Raw genomic sequence first — 17,968 nt, 5'->3', positions numbered from 1 at the left:
CTGATGCGCATCATGCTCAACCACCGCATCCTGAGCCGCTTCCACGACCGGCTCAAGGCCTCCACGCATGGACGGCACGACTGGCTGGAGTCCTTCGACTGGGACCCGGCGCGGCTCACCGAGGCCATCGCCGACGTCGACGTCTACGTCGGCTCCAAGCTGCGGGCCGAGGACGCGCGCCGCGCCGAACGGCTGCGCCTCGTCCATGTCGTGGGCGCCGGCTACGACGGCATCCCGATGGACGCGCTCCACCCCGGGGTCACGGTCGCGACCACCCACCACCACGGCCGTTCCATCGCCGAGCACGTGCTCATGTCGGTCCTGATGCTCTCCCGGGACGTCCTGGGAGCCGACCGCGCGCTGCGCGCCGGACGCTGGCGCAATGTGGCGGTCGATCCCACGCTGCCCTTCGGGACCACGCTGCGGGGCCGCCGGGTGGGCGTCGTCGGCTTCGGCGAGACCGGCACCGAGGTCGCCCGGCTGTGCCAGGCGGTCGGCATGCGGGTCCGTGCCGTACGGCGCGACCCCTCCGCGCCGTTCCCCGCGGATCTGCGGCCCGACTGGATCGGCGGCAACGACCGTCTGCCCGAACTCCTCGCCGACTCCGACGTCGTGGTGGTCACCGTCCCCCTGAACGCCGCCACCGAAGGGTTGATCGGCCCCGCCGAACTGGCGGCCATGGGCCCCGAGGCCCTGCTGGTCAACGTGGCCCGGGGGCCGGTGGTACAGGAGGAGGCGCTCTACCGGGCGCTGAGCTCGGGCACCATCGCCGGCGCCGCGCTGGACGTGTGGTGGTCGGGCCCTCCCGAGGCGCCGAGCCGGCTGCCCTTCCACGACCTGCCGAACGTGCTGATGACCCCGCACCACTCGGGCCACACGGCCGACACCTTCGCCGCCCGCGCGACAGAGATCGCCGACAACATCGACCGGCTGGAGCGCGGCGACGCGCTCGGCAACGTGGTCCGCGCCCCGGCGGCAGCCGGAAGCACCGCCACAGCACCCCCGTCCCCCGCCCGCGCTGTCCCTCACGATGAGTAGGAAACCTCCCATGCTCGAAGGCGTTCTCTTCTTCCCCGTCACCCCGTTCACCGCGACCGGTGACGTCGACCTCGACGCCCTGCGCCGGCACATCGCTGCGAGGGTGGACGCCGGCCCGGGCGGAGTGTTCGTCGCCTGCGGCACCGGCGAGTTCCATGCCCTGGACGTCGAGGAGTTCTCCGCGATCGTGCGGACCGCCGTCGAAGCGACCGGGGGACGCGTCCCGGTGTACGCCGGGGCCGGCGGCGCGCTCGGCCTGGCCCGGCGGTTCGCACGGGCCGCGGCCGAGGCCGGTGCGGACGGCCTGCTGCTCATGCCGCCCTACCTGGTCCAGGCACCCGCCACCGGGCTCGTCGCCTACAGCCGGGAAGTCGCCGGGGAGACCGACCTGCCGGTGATCGTCTACAACCGGGCCAACGCGCGGTTCGACGAACGCTCGGCGGCGGAGGTCGCCCAGCTGCCCACCGTCACGGGCCTGAAGGACGGGACCGGCGACCTCGACCTCGTCGCGCGGATCATCCCCGCCGTACGGGACGCACTCGACGGGACCGGCAAGCAGTTCCAGTTCTTCAACGGCATGCCCACCGCCGAGGCGAGCCAGCCGGCGTACCGCGCGCTGGGTGTGGAGCTGTACTCGTCGGCCGCCTTCGCCTTCGCGCCCGACGTCTCCCTCGCCTTCTACCGCGCGGTGGAGGAGGGGGACCAGAAGCGGATCGACGCCCTTCAGCGCGCCTTCTTCCACCCCTTGGTCCGGCTGCGCCAGCGGGTGCCGGGCTACGCGGTGTCGCTGGTGAAGGCCGGGGTCACGCTGGAGGGCCTCGACGCCGGTCCGGTCCGGCCGCCGCTGGCGCCCCTGACCGCGCAGGAGGTCGAGGAACTGGCGGCCATCATCGCCGAGGGACGCGCCGTGGTCGCTTCCTGACCCGCACGCCCGCACGCGTGAGGGGTCTTCGGACCTCCGAAGACCCCTCGTGTCGTGACGTGCGCCGGCTCAGCCGGCGGCGGGCAGACCCAGCAGTACGTCGGTGTACTTGAGGACGGCGAGCAGCAGTCCGATGACGCCGAGCGAGACACCCGCCCAGGCGACCGACTTGATCCAGGGCGCCTGGGGGGTCCGGCCGGGCGTCCCGAACGCGGGCCTCGCCAGCACCACCACGCCCACGATCAGCGCGGTCAGCGCGAACAGGCCGCCCCACAGCGCACTGGTCTGCCAGGCATCGCCGTACACCTCCTTGACCTGGGTGGCGACGCCGGCGTCCGCGGCCGTCTCCAGCTGGCCCACGAGGGTCTCGCGCGCGGCGGCCACCGTGCCCAGCCAGCTGCCGGTGAGCGAGACGACGCCGAGCGCCGCGGAGACGACCGCCGCGGCGCCCTGTCCGACACCGGACGGGCTCGCCTCCCCGGCCTCCCGCTCGGTCTCGGGCGCGTCGTCCTGCGCTCCCGGTTCCGTTTCGGTGCCCTCGTCGGCCGCGGTGGTGTCCGCGGCCGTCTCGTCGCGCTCGGTCTCGGCTCCGGTCTCGGCTCCGGTTTCGTCCACTGTCTTGGTTCCCATGTCCCGCACCGTACGGACGCTGTCTGAGAGTCCGCTTAATGATCGTTGTGCGCGCGCCACTCCGGGGCCAGGACGGACCACACCTCCAGGTCGTGCCGTACCCCGTGGTGGAGATGGGCCGCGCGGCGCACCCCGTCCCGGGTCATGCCGAGCCGGCGGGCGACGTCGATGCTCGGCGCGTTGCCGGCCGCGGCGACCCATTCGACCCGGTGGATGCCGCGCTGTTCGACGGCCCAGTCGATGAGCACCCGCATCGCGCGGGTGACGAGCCCGCGCCCCGTGGCGGCGGGCTCCAGCCAGCAGCCGACCTCGCAGGTGCCGTTCCCGGCGTCGAAGTTGAGGGTGAGCACCCCGCCGACGAGCCTGTCGTCCAGCCACAGCCCGTGCAGCGAGGCCGTGTCGGCCGCGCGCCAGTCGGCGTACCGCCGGAGCACCTCCCGGGCGCCGGTGACGTCCGTGGCCTTGGAGCCGAAGGGGACGTACTGGTTGATGAAGTCGCGGCCCCGGTCCAGGTGGGCGAGGAACTCCTCGGCGTGCCAGGGCTCCAGGGGGCGCAGTTCCGCTCCGTCATCACCCAGCCGTATCGCGTACATCCCGCTGCCGCTCCTCGCTCGCCAGCACGTCCGCCACCTCGGCGTCCGTGGCGACGGCCAGCCTCTCATGGGCGGCACGGTACTCGGGCGGTTCGATGCTGATCCGCGGCAGGATGCGGTCCAGCGAGCGCGGCAGCCACCAGTTGGCGCCGCCGAGGAGATGCATCAGCGCGGGGACGAGCAGGGTGCGCAGGACGAAGGCGTCGAGGGCGACGGCCGCGGCGAGCGCGATGCCGAACATGGCGATCACGCGGTCGCCGCTGAGGACGAAGGCCAGGAAGACCGAGATCATGATCACGGCCGCCGAGTTGATCACCCGGCTGGTCTCGGCGAGGCCGACGCGCACGGCACGCCGGTTGTCGCCGGTCTCCAGCCACTCCTCGTACATCCGGCTCACCAGGAAGACCTGGTAGTCCATGGAGAGCCCGAAGAGGACCGACACCATGATCACGGGCAGGAAGGGTTCGATGGGGCCCGCCCGGCCCAGGCCGAGCAGTTCGCTGCCCCAGCCCCACTGGAAGATCGCCACGACGACGCCGAAGGCGGCGGCGACGGCGGCCACGTTCATCGCGGCGGCCTTCAGCGGGATGCCCACGGACCGGAAGGCCAGCAGGAGCAGCAGACAGCCCAGGCCGATCACGACACCGACGAAGACCGGCAGCTTGTCCACGATGACGTCGGCGAAGTCGTCGTAGCCGGCCGTCACGCCGCCGACCTGCACGTCGAGGGAGGTGCCCGCCTCGGCCCGGGGCAGCACATCGGAGCGCAGCCGGTCGACCAGGTCACTGGTCTGCTGGGACTGCGGGGACGACTCCGGTACGACGGTGAGGTACGCGGTGTCGCCGCCCGTGCCGTAGGCCACCGGGGACACCGACGCGACGCCGTCGGTCTGGCGCAGGGTGGCGTCGATGTTGTCCAGGGCGAGCCGGTCCTCGGCGCCGTCGACCTCGGTGACGAGGGTGAGCGGGCCGTTCACTCCGGGGCCGAAGCCGTCGGCGAGGAGGTCGTAGGTCTGGCGGGTGGTGGACGTCTTCGGGTCGTTGCCCTGGTCGGAGGTGCCCAGGTGGAGGGAGAGGGTGGGCAGCGCGAGGACGGCCATGACGACGATCGCGAGCGCGCCGAGCAGCTTGGGGTGGCGCTCCACGAAGGCCGACCAGCGGGCGGCGAAGCCGGTCGGCAGTTCCGGCTGGGGCCCGTGCTCGGCCAGCCGGCGCCGCTCCCGTCGGCTGAGCGCGCGCATGCCGATGAACGACAGCAGGGCGGGCAGCAGGGTGACGGAGGCGGCGACGGTCAGCACCACGGTGAGGGAGGCCGCGACGGCCACGCCGTTGAGGAAGTTCAGCCGGAGGATCAGCATGCCCAGCAGGGCGATGCAGACGGTGGCCCCCGCGAAGACGACCGCGCGTCCGGTGGTGGCGACGGCGTTGGTGGCCGCCTCGGTGACGGTCAGGCCCCGCTTCAGTCCGCGTCGGTGCCGGGTGACGATGAACAGCGCGTAGTCGATGCCGACGCCGAGCCCGATCAGCATGCCGAGCATGGGCGCGAAGTCGGCGACGGTCATGACGTGCCCCAGCAGCACGATCCCCGCGTAGGCGGTTCCGACGCCGACCAGGGCGGTGGCGATGGGCAGCAGCGAGGCGGCGAGCGAGCCGAAGGCGAGGAAGAGGACGACGGCGGCGACCAGCACGCCGACGATCTCGGCGATGTGTCCGCCGGAGGATGCGCTGAGCTCGACGGCGCTGCCGCCCAGCTCGACCTGGAGTCCGTCGGTCTGCGCCGCCTTGGCCGTCTCGACCACGGCGGCGGCCTCGCCCGCGTCGATGTCCTTGGCCTGGTCGTCGAAGGTGACCGTGGCGTAGGCGATGCGGCCGTCCTCGCTGACCCTGCCGGCGCCCTGGTCGTCGTACGGGCCGCTCACGGCGGCCACCCCGGGCAGGTTCTCGATCCGGTCCAGCGTGCCGGTCATGGTCTGCTCGACGTCGGTGTCCCGGACACTGCCGGACGACGTGTGCCAGACCACGGTGTCGCTGTCACCGCCGAGATCCGGGAAGCCCTCCTTGAGCAGCTGGGTGGCCCGCCCGGACTCGGTGCCGGGCACCTTGTAGTCGTTCGAGTAGGCGGAGCCGGCGACGAAGGCGCCCGCCGCGACCCCGCCGAGGGCGAGGAGCCACAGCAGAACGGCGATCAGACGGCGTTGGACACACCAGCGTGCGAGGGCTGCCACGAATGTGCTCCCAGAGTGACTGAGTGTGGATCTTTGACCGGGAGCAGTCGTGTATGAACCGAACAACCCGCAAAGAACGCATGAGCAATGCACTGCCACTGTTGCAGCCCATAGTGATCGTTTGTCGCTTTCGTGTACTTAGTCACACCGATGCGATGCGGCTCACAGGGCCGTCACACCGCCCGTGCCGCCGGATGTGACACCTCTCACTCGCATCGCCCTCCGCACCGGGACCTTCTACGGCCGGTCCGTCGCACCGGTGCACCAGCGCCATGACGGCCGCGCGCCCTTTCCGCCCGCGCGGCCGGGCTCGCGGGAGCGCTGCGCCTCGGGCCACCCGGAAAACCCGGGTGCGGGGAGGCGCGCCACCTGTTAGCGTCCGTCGGTCCGACGTTCCGCGGCAGCCCGCCGCCCCGGCCGAAGCAGGTGCTGTGATGACGGTCCGCCCGATCTCCGACGTGACCCTTTCCCTCTGCACGGACCCAAGGAGCCCGTTCACCGATGTCGGACATCACCTCGCACACCCCGCACGACGACCTCGCTAGCCGCCTCACCCTGCCGCGCTACCCGCGCAGCAGCGCGTACGACGCCCGCTGGACCATCGACAACGCGATGGGCCCGCACGCCCTGTGGCTGCTGGAGTGGCTCGCCCCGGCCCTCGGACTCGACACCCTGCGCCCCGGCGCCCGCGTGCTCGACCTGGGCTGCGGACGCGCCATGACGTCCGTCTTCCTGGCCAGGGAGTACGACCTCCAGGTCATCGCGCACGACCTGTGGATCGAGCCGGACGAGAACGCGCGCCGCATCGCCGAGGCGGGCGTCGCGGACCGGGTGCTGCCGGTCCGTGCCGAGGCGCACGCCCTGCCCTTCGGTGAGGAGTCGTTCGACGCGATCGTCTCCGTCGACGCGTACCAGTACTTCGGTACCGACGATCTGTACCTGCCGACGCTGACACGGCTGCTGAAGCCCGGCGGACGGATCGGCGTCGTCGTCCCGGCGATGCCCGAGGAGATCGAGGGCAGCGAGCCGCCGGAACACATGAAGCCCTTCTGGGACCCCGGGTTCTGGTGCTTCCACTCCCCCGCCTGGTGGCGCCGCCACTGGAGCCGCAGCGGCGCCGTTCAGGTCGAGACGGCCGACTGGCTGACCGACGGCTGGCGGGAGTGGCTGCTCTGGTGCGACGTCGTCGCCGAGGAGAGCACGGAGGAGTTCCACCTGCGGGCGAGCCGGGAGAGCGCGCGGATGCTCCGCGCTGACCAGGGCCGCACGCTGGGCTTCGCACGCGTGGTGGGGCGCCGCCCCGAACCCGCGTGAGGCGCCGGCGCTGAGCGCGGGAGGCTGAGCGCATGAGAGAGGGGACGCATCGAACCCGATGCGTCCCCTCTCGCGGCTTGCCGGGGATCAGCCCTCGCCGACGCCCAGCTTCTGCAGGATCAGCTCCTTCACGCGGGCCGCGTCCGCCTGGCCGCGCGTGGCCTTCATGACCGCGCCGACCAGGGCGCCGGCCGCGGCGACCTTGCCGCCGCGGATCTTGTCCGCGACGCCCGGGTTGCCGGCGATGGCCTCGTCCACGGCCGCGGTGAGCGCGCCCTCGTCGGAGACGACCTTCAGACCGCGCTTGTCGACGACCTCGTCCGGAGTCCCCTCGCCCGCGAGGACGCCCTCGATGACCTGACGGGCCAGCTTGTCGTTCAGATCACCGGAGGCCACCAGCGCGGTGACCCGGGCCACCTGCTCCGCGGTGATCGCCAGCTCGTCGAGCGCCTTGCCCGACTCGTTGGCGCTGCGCGCCAGCTCGCCCATCCACCACTTGCGGGCGGAGGCCGCGTCGGCACCGGCGTCGATCGTGGCGACGATGAGGTCCAGCGCACCGGCGTTGAGGATCGCCTGCATGTCGGTGCCGGAGACGCCCCACTCCTCGCGCAGCCGGTTGCGCCGCACCAGCGGCAGCTCCGGCAGTCCGGCCCGCAGCTCCTCGACCCACTCACGGGACGGGGCGACCGGGACCAGGTCGGGCTCCGGGAAGTACCGGTAGTCCTCGGCCTCCTCCTTCACACGGCCCGAGGTCGTGGACCCCGTGTCCTCGTGGAAGTGCCGGGTCTCCTGGATGATCGTGCCGCCGCCGTTCAGCACGGCCGCGTGCCGCTGGATCTCGAAGCGGGCCGCGCGTTCGACGGACCGCAGCGAGTTGACGTTCTTGGTCTCGCTGCGCGTACCGAACTTGTCGGCGCCCTTCGGCATCAGCGACAGGTTCACGTCGCAGCGCATCTGGCCCATCTCCATGCGGGCCTCGGACACCCCGAGCGCCCGGATGAGCTCGCGCAGCTCACGGACGTAGGCCCGGGCGACCTCGGGAGCGCGCTCACCGGCACCCACGATGGGCTTGGTGACGATCTCGATGAGCGGGATGCCGGCGCGGTTGTAGTCCAGCAGCGAGTGGGACGCGCCGTGGATCCGCCCGGTGGCACCGCCCACATGCGTGGACTTGCCGGTGTCCTCCTCCATGTGGGCGCGCTCGATCTCCACGCGGAAGGTCTCGCCGTCCTCCAGCTGCACGTCGAGGTAGCCGTTGAAGGCGATCGGCTCGTCGTACTGGGAGGTCTGGAAGTTCTTCGGCATGTCCGGATAGAAGTAGTTCTTCCGGGCGAAGCGGCACCACTCGGCGATCTCGCAGTTCAGCGCGAGACCGATCTTGATCGCCGACTCGACGCCGGTCGCGTTGACGACCGGGAGCGCGCCGGGCAGGCCGAGGCAGACCGGGCAGGTCTGGGTGTTCGGGTCGGCGCCGAGCGTCGTCGAGCAGCCGCAGAACATCTTGGTGTGGGTGCCGAGTTCGACATGGACCTCGAGGCCCATGACGGGGTCGTAGGCCGCGAGTGCGTCCTCGTACGACTCCAGGTCGGTCGTGGTGGTCACGGTGAAACTTCCCTCTCAGCCCAGCAGGACGTCGTCGTCGCCCAGCCGCTTCAGCTCGCGGTAGAGGATGGCGAGGCCGGTGACGATGGCGGCGGCGGACACGGTGGCGTCGATCAGGACCAGGGTGTCCTTCTCCAGCCGCGCCTTCTTGACACGCTTGGCGACGCCGATCGCGCCGAACGCGGTGGCGGCCATGGACAGGTACGTACCGGACTTGGACTTCTTGAAGCCCTTGGCCTTGGTCAGTGCACTCACAGCGACGGAGCCTCCTCGAGCAGCGGGTGGCCCCACTTTTCCACGAAGGCGGCCTCGACGGCGGCACCCACCTTGTAGAGGCGGTCGTCCTTCATGACCGGGGCGATGATCTGCAGTCCGACCGGCAGGTTGTCCTCGGGCGCCAGGCCGCAGGGCAGCGACATGGCGGCGTTGCCGGCCAGGTTGGTCGGGATGGTGCACAGGTCGGCGAGGTACATCGCCATCGGGTCGTCGGCGCGCTCGCCGATCGGGAAGGCGGTGGTCGGGGTCGTCGGGGAGACGATCACGTCGACCTGCTCGAACGCCGTGTCGAAGTCCTGCTTGATCAGCGTACGGACCTTCTGGGCGCTGCCGTAGTACGCGTCGTAGTAGCCGGAGCTGAGCGCGTACGTGCCGAGCATGATGCGGCGCTTGACCTCGTCGCCGAAGCCCGCCTCGCGGGTCAGCGAGGTGACCTCCTCGGCGGAGTGGCCGCCGTCGTCGCCGGTCCGCATGCCGTAGCGCAGGCCGTCGAAGCGGGCGAGGTTGGAGGAGCACTCGGACGGGGCGATCAGGTAGTACGCCGAGAGCGCGAGATCGAAGGACGGGCAGTCCAGCTCGACGATCTCGGCGCCCAGCTCCCTCAGCAGTTCGACGGACTCGTCGAAGCGCTGGATGACACCGGCCTGGTAGCCCTCGCCGCGGAACTGCTTGACGACACCGACGCGCATACCGGCCACGGACCCGTTGCGAGCGGCCTCGACGACCGGCGGGACCGGTGCGTCGATGGAGGTGGAGTCCATCGGGTCGTGTCCGGCGATCACCTCGTGCAGCAGCGCCGCGTCCAGCACCGTGCGGGCGCAGGGCCCGCCCTGGTCGAGCGAGGACGAGAAGGCGACCATGCCGTACCGCGACACCGCGCCGTACGTCGGCTTCACGCCGACGGTGCCGGTGACGGCGGCGGGCTGGCGGATGGAGCCGCCGGTGTCGGTGCCGATGGCGAGCGGGGCCTGGTAGGAGGCGAGCGCGGCGGAGGAGCCGCCGCCGGAGCCGCCGGGGATCCTGGTCAGGTCCCAGGGGTTGCCGGTGGGACCGTAGGCGCTGTTCTCCGTCGACGACCCCATGGCGAACTCGTCCATGTTGGTCTTGCCGAGGATGACGACGTCGGCGGCCTTCAGCCGCTGGGTGAGCGTCGCGTCGTACGGCGGGATCCAGCCCTCGAGGATCTTGGAACCGACGGTGGTCGGGATGCCCTCGGTGGTGAAGATGTCCTTGAGCGCGAGGGGGACGCCGGCCAGCGGGCCGAGCTTCTCGCCCCGCTCCCGCTTCTCGTCGACGGCGCGCGCCTGGGCGAGGGCGCCCTCGCGGTCGACGTGCAGGAAGGCGTGCACCTTCTCGTCGACGGCCTCGATCCTGGCGAGGTGGGCCTCGGTGACCGCGACGGCCGTGAGCTCGCCGGAGGCGATCTTCGCGGCGGTCTCGGCGGCCGTGAGCTTGATGATGTCCGTCATGGTTGCTTACTCCTCCCCCAGGATCTGCGGCACCTTGAAACGCTGCTGCTCCTGGGCCGGGGCGCCGGAGAGCGCCTGCTCGGGGGTGAGCGAGGGACGGACCTCGTCCGGCCGCATGACGTTCGTCAGCGGGAGCGGGTGCGAGGTCGGCGGTACGTCTTGGTCGGCGACCTCGCTGACGCGGGCGACCGCGCCGATGATGTCGTCGAGCTGGCCTGCGAAGTGGTCGAGCTCTTCGGGCTTCAGCTCCAGACGCGCCAGCCGGGCGAGGTGGGCGACCTCCTCGCGCGTGATGCCAGGCATGCAGCGATCCTCTGGGTGAGTGTGTGTGGTTTGGCCCAATCCTATGGGGCGGGAGGCCGTGCCCGTGAAACCCTTCCCCGGGCCCGCCGCCCGGCCCCGTCCCCCGAGAGCCTGTCACCCGACCGCGCGGGGCCCGTGCCCGGGGGGCCGGTCACTCATCCCCGGCGTATGCGGGGTGCCCGGTGCCGGTGCGGGCCGGGGGCTGCTCATCCCGGCATTTGCGGGGTGCCCGGTGCCGGTGCGGGCCGGGGGGTGGTTGCGCAGCCCGGCGCCTACGGGGTGCCGCCGCGCCCACCCTCCCCCATCGCCCCAGCGGCACGACTGCCCGCAGTGAGCGGCAGTGGCTGCCGGCGGTGGGCGACAGTGGCTGCCCGCAGTGAGCGGCAGTGGCTGCCGGCGGTGGGCGGCAGTGACTGCCCGCAGTGAGCGGCAGTGGCTGCCGGCGGTGGGCGGCAGTGACTGCCCGCGGTGGGCGGCAGTGATTGCCCGCAGTGGGCGGCTGGGGCCGCGTACGGCGCGAAGGGGACGGGGCGGGGGTGTCCGCCCGCAGTGGCTGGCGCGTCCGCACCCCACACTTCTCAAGTAACCGATTCCGCGCCAGTCCGAGGACGGACACCCCCGACCCGGCCCCGACCCACCCACCACCCACAGGCGCTACACCGGCCCCCACCGCAGCCGCACATGCGCCGCAGGCAGACAACGCACACCCCCACCGAACCGAACACCGCACCGCAGCCGCTACAACAGCCCCCACCGAACCGAACGCCGCACCGCAGCCGCTACAACTGCACCCACCCAACCGAACGCCGCACCGCAGGCAGACACCCCGCACCCCCACCGAACCGAACGCCCCGCCGCAAGCATCCCCCCGACGGCCGTCAGCGGCCGGGACCTAGTCGTCGGCCGTCGTCGTCGCCGCAGGCAGGACCGCCGCCGGTCGCTGCCAGCCGCGGGAGCCGCGGGCGAGGAGCCAGGCCGTGGTCTCGTCGGGCGGCATCGCCGCGGCGACCAGCCAGCCCTGGACCGCGTCGCAGCGCAGGTCGCGCAGGCGCTCCCAGGTCTCGTCGTCCTCCACACCCTCGGCGACGACGAGCAGTCCGAGCGAGTGGGCCAGGTCGACGGTGCAGCGCACGATCTCCGCGTCCTCGGTGTCGACGGCCAGCCGGGCCACGAAGGACCGGTCGATCTTCAGCTCGCTGACCGGCAGCCGCCGCAGATGCACCAGCGAGGAGTAGCCGGTGCCGAAGTCGTCCAGGGACATCTTCACGCCGTGCCCGGTCAGCGCGTTCAGCGTGTCGGCGGCACGCTGCGGGTCCTCCAGCAGGACATGTTCGGTGATCTCCAACTGCAGCGCCCCGGCCGGAACCCCGTGCCGGGCCAGCCGCGCCGCGACGGAGCCGGCGAAGCCCGGTGTGTGGACGTCGCGCGGGGAGACGTTGACGGCGACCGGGACGAACAGGCCCTGCGCGCGCCACTCGGCGACCTGGCCGAGCGCGGTCTCCAGTACGTACTCGGTGAGGTGGGGCATCAGCCCGGAGGACTCGGCGATCGCTATGAACTCGTCCGGCGGTACCTTGCCCCGCTCCGGGTGCACCCACCGGACCAGGGCCTCCAGGCCCGCCACCTGCCCGTCGAAGCGGACCTTGGGCTGGTAGTGCAGCTCGACCTCGCGCGCGTCCAGCGCCCGGCGCAGATCGCCCAGCAGTCCGAGCCGGTCGGGGGTGTTGGAGTCGCGCTTGGACTCGTAGGCCTCGACGCCCGTACGGTCCCGCTTGGCCTGGTACATCGCCACGTCCGCCCGCCGCAGCAGTCCCTCCGCGTCGACCGCGTGGTCCGGGAAAACGGCGACTCCCGCACTCGCCTCCAGGACGAGGGTGAGCCCGTCGAGGTCGAGCGGGGAGCTGAGGGCGGAAACCAGGCCGCGGGCGACGCGGGTCGCGGAGGTCGTGGAGTCGGCGACGGGCAGTAAGACGGCGAACTCGTCACCGCCGAGCCGCGCGGCCTCCGCCCCGCGCGGCAGGGCCAGTCTCAGTCGGTCGGCTATCTGCAGCAGCAGCCGGTCACCGGCGAGATGACCGAGGGTGTCGTTGACCGAACGAAAGCGGTCCAGGTCGATCAGCATCAGGGCGGCGCGGGCGCCGATGCGCTCGGCGTCGTCCAGCGCGGTCCAGATGCGTTCCAGCAGCCACTGCCGGTTGGGCAGTCCGGTGAGCGGATCACGCAGCTGCTCCTCCGCCCGCGCGCGGGCTATCCACAGGGTGGAGTCGAGGGCGATGAGCGGGATGGCGAACAGCGGCAGCAGCACGGGCTTGGCGTCCGCGACCACACAGACCAGGGGCGCTATGCCGAGCAGGGCGACCGCGACCAGGCCCTGCCGGACCAGGGCGGTGCGGGCCACGGTGGGCAGTCCGGCCCGCGGGGTGTGCAGGTACCACAGCAGGGTGCGGGTGACCGCGAGATAGACGGCGGCGAGCAGCACCACCCCGGGGGCGGTGTACGGGGTCCAGCTGTCCGGGGTCGAGGGCGACTCGACGGACGGTACGGAGCCGAAGGCGGCCAGCACCAGGGCGCCCGCGCCGATGCCGAGCAGATCGACCGCGCCGTGCAGCACGCCCTGCCGCCAGCGGCCCCGCCGGGCCACGCCGACCAGCACGACGACGGTGAGGCTGACCATGCCGGCCGCGACCCAGCCGTAGAGCAGCAGCACGGCGAGGGTGAGGGCGGCGCCCGAACCGGTGCCGCCCCACCAGCGGGAGCGGCCCAGCATCACCAGATGGCCGACGATGATCCCGGTCAGCACGGCCAGGGACCAGCCGACGGTGCCGGACGGGAAGAGCGCCTGCCCTCCCGTGAACGCCCGCAGGAACCCGGCGCCCAGCACGAACGCGGCCGCCGCGACGACCGCCGTGGGCAACGCGGGCCAGGCCGGGTGCCGTTCCGTGTCCGCCTCGGACAGCCCGGGGCCGTGCCCGACGCCCGGTCGCCCGACACCGCGACCGACGGTCGACTGCCCGGCGCCTCGCCCAGTGGCCGATTGACCGGCGCCTCGCCCAACGGCCGGTTGACCGGCGCCTCGCCCAACGGCCGGTTGCCCAACACCGCGCCCGGCCGCCGGTTGCCCGGCACCGCGCGCGTCCGCCGTGTCCGCTTCGGTGCGCCCCTGCGCGCCCGGCTGCCCCGCGGGCCGCCCGTCCTCCCGGCCGCGCCGCCATGCGACCGCCATACGGCGCAGGCGCAGCCGCGAGCCCGGCGCGGCGCTCTCGGTCGGTTCCATTCCCGTCCCTCTCACAGCCGGCGGTGCCCACGCCACGCGGCCCGATGCCCGACAACCCTCAGCGGCTCCGCGGTGGAAAGCCCTTCCCCGGACCCTTCACGAGTACGGGGTTGCCCCGACCGCAACTGGGCACGGCAGGCGCACATCTCAACAGTAGGCCGCAGAGGGCTTGTACGGGCACCGGTCGCCGACGGTTGCCCGAATGCGCCCCAGCCACCCGTATGCATCTGGTATGCGCCGATCGGGTGGCCTTCAACCGCTACTCCTCGGCCGAAAGAGCGGCGTCGGCCGCGGCCTTCGGCCCTTGTTCCAGAAGGACGTTGAAACCGTCTTCGTTCAGAACCGGCACCTTGAGCTGCATCGCCTTGTCATATTTTGACCCGGGATTGTCACCCACCACGACGAACGATGTCTTCTTGGACACCGATCCGGTCACCTTCGCTCCCTGACTCTGCAACGCCTCTTTTGCGCCATCGCGGGTGAAATGCTCCAGAGTTCCGGTCACGACCACGGTCAGCCCCTCCAGCGGACGCGGACCCTCGTCCCCGCCGGTCCCTTCCTCCTCCATACGGACGCCGGCCGCTTTCCACTTACGGATGATCTCGCGGTGCCAGTCCTCGGCGAACCACTCCTTGAGCGAGGCGGCGATGATCGGGCCGACCCCCTCGGTGCCCGCCAGTTCCTCCTCGGTGGCCTGCTCGATACGGTCGACGGAACGGAACTCGCGGGCCAGCGCCTCCGCCGCGACCGGGCCGACGTGACGGATCGACAGACCGGTCAGCACGCGCGCCAGCGGGCGCTCCTTGGCCGCCGCGATGTTCTCCAGCATGGCGAGCGCGTTCTTCTTCGGGTCGCCCTCCTGGTTGGCGAAGACGGTGGCGATCTTCTCCTCGCCGGTCTTCGGGTCCCGCTTGGGCAGACCGCTGTCCTGATCGAGGACGTACGCCTTGATGGGCAGCAGCCGGTCGACGGTGAGGTCGAAGAGGTCGCCCTCGTCCTTCAGCGGCGGGTCCTCCGGCTCCAGCGGCCTGGTCAGCGCCGCCGCGGCGACATAGCCGAAGTGCTCGATGTCCAGCGCCTTGCGGCCGGCCAGGTAGAACAGGCGCTCTCGCAACTGGGCCGGGCAGGTCCGGGCGTTGGGACAGCGCAGGTCGACATCGCCCTCCTTCATCGGCCTGAGCGGCGTCCCGCACTCGGGGCACTCGGCCGGCATCACGAACTCCCGCTCGCTGCCGTCCCGTTTGTCGACGACCGGGCTGAGGATCTCGGGGATCACGTCACCGGCCTTGCGCAGCACCACCGTGTCCCCGATGAGGACGCCCTTGGCCTTGACGACGTCCTGGTTGTGCAGCGTCGCGAACTCGACCTCGGACCCGGCCACCGTCACCGGCTCGACCTGGGCGTACGGCGTCACCCTGCCCGTACGCCCCACACCCACCCGGATGTTGACCAGCCTGGTGTTGACCTCCTCGGGCGCGTACTTGTACGCGATGGCCCAGCGCGGGGCGCGCGAGGTGCTGCCGAGGCGGCCCTGGAGCGGGATCTCGTCGAGCTTGACCACGACCCCGTCGATCTCGTGCGCGACGGAGTGACGGTTCTCGCCGTAGTACGCGATGAACTCCCGCACGCCCTCCAGGTCGTCGACCACTCTGTTGTGCCCGGAGGTCGGCAGGCCCCAGGTCCCCAGCAGGTCGTAGGCCTCGGAGAGCCGGGTCATGCCGTCGAAGCCCTCCAGGGCCCCGATGCCGTGCACCACCATGTGCAGCGGACGGGTGGCCGTGACCCGCGGGTCCTTCTGGCGCAGCGAACCGGCCGCCGCGTTGCGCGGGTTGGCGAACGGCTTGTCGCCGGCCTCGACCAGACGGGCGTTGAGCTCCTGGAACTTCTCCATCGGGAAGTAGACCTCGCCGCGGATCTCCACGAGGTCGGGGACCTCGTCGCCCTGCAGCCGGTCCGGGATCTCGGTGATGGTGCGGACGTTGGGCGTGATGTCCTCGCCGGTGCGGCCGTCGCCGCGGGTCGCCGCGCGGGTGAGGCGGCCCCGCTCGTAGGTGAGGTTGACGGCGAGGCCGTCGACCTTCAGCTCGCACAGGAAGTGGTGCTTCTGCGTGCCGAGCTCCCGGCGGATGCGCTCCACCCAGGCGGCGAGGTCGTCGTCGTTGAACGTGTTGTCGAGGGAGAGCATGCGCGAGCGGTGTTCGACGGAGGTGAACTCCGTCGCGTACGCCCCGGCGACCTTCTGGGTCGGCGAGTCCGGGGTGCGCAGCTCCGGATGCTCCTCCTCCAGCGCCTCCAGTTCGCGCAGCAGCCGGTCGAAGTCCGCGTCGCTGATGACGGGGGCGTCGTTCACGTAGTACCGGAAGCGGTGCTCCTCGATCTGCTCAGCGAGCTTGGCGTGCTTCTCCCGTGCCTCGGCGGGCACGCTCGTCGTCTCCGCTTGCTTGTCGCCGGCCACCGTGTGTCCTCCCGTTACTCTGGGTTGTCCGCGAGGGATCTCGCCGCCCGGACGCAGTGGGCGTACGCCTTGCGCGCGTACTCCGGGGAGGCCCCCGCGAGTCCGCACGCCGGGGTGATCGTGACCGCTTCCGGGAGAAGGCCCGGCCGCAGCCCCAGCCTGCGCCACAGCGTCCTGACACCCATGACGCTACCCGCAGGGTCCGACAACGGGCCGTCCGTCCCCGGGACGACACCGGCGAGCAGCCGGGTGCCGCTCTCCACCGCCTCCCCGATCGCCTCGTCGTCACGCTCGGTGAGCAGGGAGAAGTCGAAGGAGATGGCCGCCACGCCCGTCCGGCGCAGCAGGGCGAACGGGACGTCCGGTGCGCACGAGTGGACCACGACGGGCCCGCCGTCGTGAACGCCGACGACGTCCCGCAGCGTGGCCTCGACGATCTGCCGGTCCACCGCGCGGTGGGTGCGGTAGCCACTGGCGGTCCTGACCTGTCCGCGCAGGACGGCGGTGAGGGAGGGTTCGTCGAGCTGGAGGACGAGCCGCGCGCCGGGCACGCGCCGCCGCACCTCGGCGAGGTGCAGGCGCAGCCCTTCGGCGAGGGAGGCGGCGAGGTCGCGGCAGGCACCGGGGTCGGACAGGGCGGCCTCGCCGTTCCTCAGCTCCAGGCCCGCGGCGAGCGTCCAGGGTCCCACCGCCTGCACCTTCAGCGGCCCCTGGTACTCCTGCGTGAACTCCTCCAGCGCGTCGAGGTCCTGACCGAGCCAGGAACGGGCCCGCTTGGTGTCCCGGCCCGGCCGGTCCCCGATCCGCCAGCCGCTGGGCTCCACGCGCGCGTACAGCTCGACGAGCATGCCCGCGGTCCTGCCGATCATGTCCGCGCCGGGGCCGCGGGCGGGCAGTTCGGGAAGGTGCGGGAAGTCCTCGAAGCTGCCGGTGACGGTCTTGGCGGCCTCCCGGGCGTCGTGGCCGGGCAGGGAGCCGATGCCGGTGGCGGGGCCGAGGGGAAGGTTGTCGTTCACGGGGGAAGCGTACGCAGGTGCCGGGCGGGGGTGCTCCGCCCCCACCCGCCCCTTCCCGTCCCGCCCAGGGCCTGGCCCCGGAGCCCCGTCCGGCCCTGGACCGGCCTCGTCCCCACCCGCCGGACGGGCTGATCGTCAGCGCCCCGGGCGTACCGTCAGGTCGTTGACCTCCGCGTCCTCGGGCAGGTCCAGGGCCATGAGGATCGTCGTGGCGACCGACTCCGGGTCGATCCACCGACCGGGGTCGTAGTCCTTGCCCTCCTGCCGGTGGACCTTGGCCTGCATGGGGCTGGCGGTGCGGCCGGGGTAGACCGAGGTGACGCGCACGCCGTTGCCGTGCTCCTCGTGGCGCAGGGAGTCGGCGAGGGCCTTGAGGCCGTGCTTGGAGGCCGCGTACGCGGACCAGTCCGCGTGGGCGTTCAGACCGGCGCCGGAGTTGACGAAGATCACGTGCCCGCCGCTCACGCGGAGCTGGGGCAGGAAGTGGCGGGTCAGCTCGGCGGGCGCGATCAGGTTGACGTTGAGCTGGTGCCGCCAGGTCTTCGGCGTCAGCTCGCCGACCGGACCGAGGTCGACGACACCGGCGATGTGCAGCAGGGAGTCCACCTGGTCGGGGAGCGACTGGTGGGAGAAGGCCCAGCTGAGCCGCTCGGGGTCCGCCAGGTCGCCGACGAGGGTGCGGGCGCCGGGGAATCCGGCCGCCAGTTCCTTCGCCCGGCCCGCGTCGCGCGCGTGCAGCACCAGCTCGTCCCCGCGCGCGTGCAGGCGGCGGGCGACGGCCGCGCCGATGCCGGAGCCGGCCCCGGTGATCACATGTGTAGCCATGCCCGCCATGCTCGCATCATCGCGCGC

At 72.1% G+C, this 17,968-nt stretch carries 14 protein-coding genes; 3 read left to right on the top strand and 11 right to left on the bottom strand.

All coding sequences use genetic code 11. The features are described 5' to 3' along the window. Positions 1 to 3: 3 nt before the first annotated feature. Positions 4 to 1,038: a 2-hydroxyacid dehydrogenase gene (locus IE178_RS18285; RefSeq protein ID WP_184764060.1), complete on the top strand. Its 1,035-nt coding sequence runs from the start codon at positions 4 to 6 to the stop codon at positions 1,036 to 1,038. 10 nt (positions 1,039 to 1,048) lie between these two features. Next, a complete protein-coding gene (locus IE178_RS18280; protein WP_193513065.1) occupies positions 1,049 to 1,960 on the top strand; it encodes a 5-dehydro-4-deoxyglucarate dehydratase in 912 nt (303 codons plus the stop codon). A gap of 69 nt (positions 1,961 to 2,029) precedes the next feature. Here the strand turns inward: IE178_RS18280 and IE178_RS18275 are convergent, their stop codons facing one another. Genes IE178_RS18275 through IE178_RS18265 form a run of 3 tightly spaced genes read right to left on the bottom strand, consistent with a single transcriptional unit; the run spans position 2,030 to position 5,407 of the window. Then, positions 2,030 to 2,590 (bottom strand): hypothetical protein, encoded by a 561-nt coding sequence (locus IE178_RS18275; RefSeq protein WP_193513064.1) that lies wholly within the window; start codon positions 2,588 to 2,590, stop codon positions 2,030 to 2,032. A 35-nt stretch (positions 2,591 to 2,625) separates the two neighbouring features. Continuing rightward, positions 2,626 to 3,183 (bottom strand): GNAT family N-acetyltransferase, encoded by a 558-nt coding sequence (locus tag IE178_RS18270; protein WP_184764057.1) that lies wholly within the window; start codon positions 3,181 to 3,183, stop codon positions 2,626 to 2,628. Beyond that, positions 3,161 to 5,407, bottom strand: a complete 2,247-nt coding sequence (locus IE178_RS18265) for an MMPL family transporter (RefSeq protein ID WP_193513063.1) — start codon at positions 5,405 to 5,407, stop codon at positions 3,161 to 3,163. The genes IE178_RS18270 and IE178_RS18265 overlap by 23 nt, the downstream gene beginning before the upstream one ends. A 501-nt stretch (positions 5,408 to 5,908) precedes the next feature. Here IE178_RS18265 and IE178_RS18260 point away from each other — a divergent pair. Further along, a complete protein-coding gene (locus IE178_RS18260) occupies positions 5,909 to 6,721 on the top strand; it encodes an SAM-dependent methyltransferase (RefSeq protein ID WP_184764055.1) in 813 nt (270 codons plus the stop codon). Positions 6,722 to 6,808: 87 nt separating this feature from the next. Here the strand turns inward: IE178_RS18260 and gatB are convergent, their stop codons facing one another. From gatB to IE178_RS18220, 8 genes are all read right to left on the bottom strand, one after another. Further along, entirely contained in the window at positions 6,809 to 8,323 is a 1,515-nt protein-coding gene (gene gatB, locus IE178_RS18255; protein WP_193513062.1) for an Asp-tRNA(Asn)/Glu-tRNA(Gln) amidotransferase subunit GatB, read from the bottom strand. Positions 8,324 to 8,338: 15 nt separating this feature from the next. Further along, entirely contained in the window at positions 8,339 to 8,578 is a 240-nt protein-coding gene (locus IE178_RS18250) for a hypothetical protein (protein ID WP_004983148.1), read from the bottom strand. Further along, positions 8,575 to 10,068 (bottom strand): Asp-tRNA(Asn)/Glu-tRNA(Gln) amidotransferase subunit GatA, encoded by a 1,494-nt coding sequence (gatA, locus tag IE178_RS18245; RefSeq protein WP_184764053.1) that lies wholly within the window; start codon positions 10,066 to 10,068, stop codon positions 8,575 to 8,577. The genes IE178_RS18250 and gatA overlap by 4 nt, the downstream gene beginning before the upstream one ends. A gap of 6 nt (positions 10,069 to 10,074) precedes the next feature. Further along, the gene (gene gatC / locus IE178_RS18240; RefSeq protein WP_004925108.1) at positions 10,075 to 10,371 is read right to left on the bottom strand and encodes an Asp-tRNA(Asn)/Glu-tRNA(Gln) amidotransferase subunit GatC; all 297 of its coding nucleotides are present in this window, start codon (positions 10,369 to 10,371) and stop codon (positions 10,075 to 10,077) included. A gap of 892 nt (positions 10,372 to 11,263) precedes the next feature. Beyond that, the gene (locus tag IE178_RS18235; protein ID WP_193513061.1) at positions 11,264 to 13,645 is read right to left on the bottom strand and encodes a putative bifunctional diguanylate cyclase/phosphodiesterase; all 2,382 of its coding nucleotides are present in this window, start codon (positions 13,643 to 13,645) and stop codon (positions 11,264 to 11,266) included. 259 nt (positions 13,646 to 13,904) lie between these two features. Next, a complete protein-coding gene (gene ligA / locus IE178_RS18230) occupies positions 13,905 to 16,100 on the bottom strand; it encodes an NAD-dependent DNA ligase LigA (protein ID WP_193513060.1) in 2,196 nt (731 codons plus the stop codon). Between the two features lie 14 nt (positions 16,101 to 16,114). Next, positions 16,115 to 17,116, bottom strand: a complete 1,002-nt coding sequence (locus tag IE178_RS18225) for a methionine synthase (protein WP_193513059.1) — start codon at positions 17,114 to 17,116, stop codon at positions 16,115 to 16,117. 135 nt (positions 17,117 to 17,251) lie between these two features. Next, entirely contained in the window at positions 17,252 to 17,950 is a 699-nt protein-coding gene (locus IE178_RS18220) for an SDR family oxidoreductase (RefSeq protein WP_184764049.1), read from the bottom strand. Between the last annotated feature and the right edge of the window lie 18 nt (positions 17,951 to 17,968).

It is taken from the genome of Streptomyces griseoloalbus, assembly GCA_014650015.1.
GTDB classification, from domain to species: Bacteria; Actinomycetota; Actinomycetes; order Streptomycetales; family Streptomycetaceae; genus Streptomyces; species Streptomyces griseoloalbus.
The sequence above is the reverse complement of the archived record's forward strand: the minus strand, read 5'-3'. Positions and strand labels throughout refer to the sequence as shown.

What these genes read in the sequence shown, in the direction of transcription:
- IE178_RS18285 (WP_184764060.1), top strand. Translation starts at nt 4, where the DNA reads ATGCGCATCATGCTCAACCACCGCATCCTGAGCCGCTTCCACGACCGG.
- IE178_RS18280 (WP_193513065.1), top strand. Translation starts at nt 1,049, where the DNA reads ATGCTCGAAGGCGTTCTCTTCTTCCCCGTCACCCCGTTCACCGCGACC.
- IE178_RS18275 (WP_193513064.1), bottom strand. Translation starts at nt 2,590, where the DNA reads ATGGGAACCAAGACAGTGGACGAAACCGGAGCCGAGACCGGAGCCGAG.
- IE178_RS18270 (WP_184764057.1), bottom strand. Translation starts at nt 3,183, where the DNA reads ATGTACGCGATACGGCTGGGTGATGACGGAGCGGAACTGCGCCCCCTG.
- IE178_RS18260 (WP_184764055.1), top strand. Translation starts at nt 5,909, where the DNA reads ATGTCGGACATCACCTCGCACACCCCGCACGACGACCTCGCTAGCCGC.
- gatA (WP_184764053.1), bottom strand. Translation starts at nt 10,068, where the DNA reads ATGACGGACATCATCAAGCTCACGGCCGCCGAGACCGCCGCGAAGATC.
- gatC (WP_004925108.1), bottom strand. Translation starts at nt 10,371, where the DNA reads ATGCCTGGCATCACGCGCGAGGAGGTCGCCCACCTCGCCCGGCTGGCG.
- IE178_RS18235 (WP_193513061.1), bottom strand. Translation starts at nt 13,645, where the DNA reads ATGGAACCGACCGAGAGCGCCGCGCCGGGCTCGCGGCTGCGCCTGCGC.
- IE178_RS18220 (WP_184764049.1), bottom strand. Translation starts at nt 17,950, where the DNA reads ATGGCGGGCATGGCTACACATGTGATCACCGGGGCCGGCTCCGGCATC.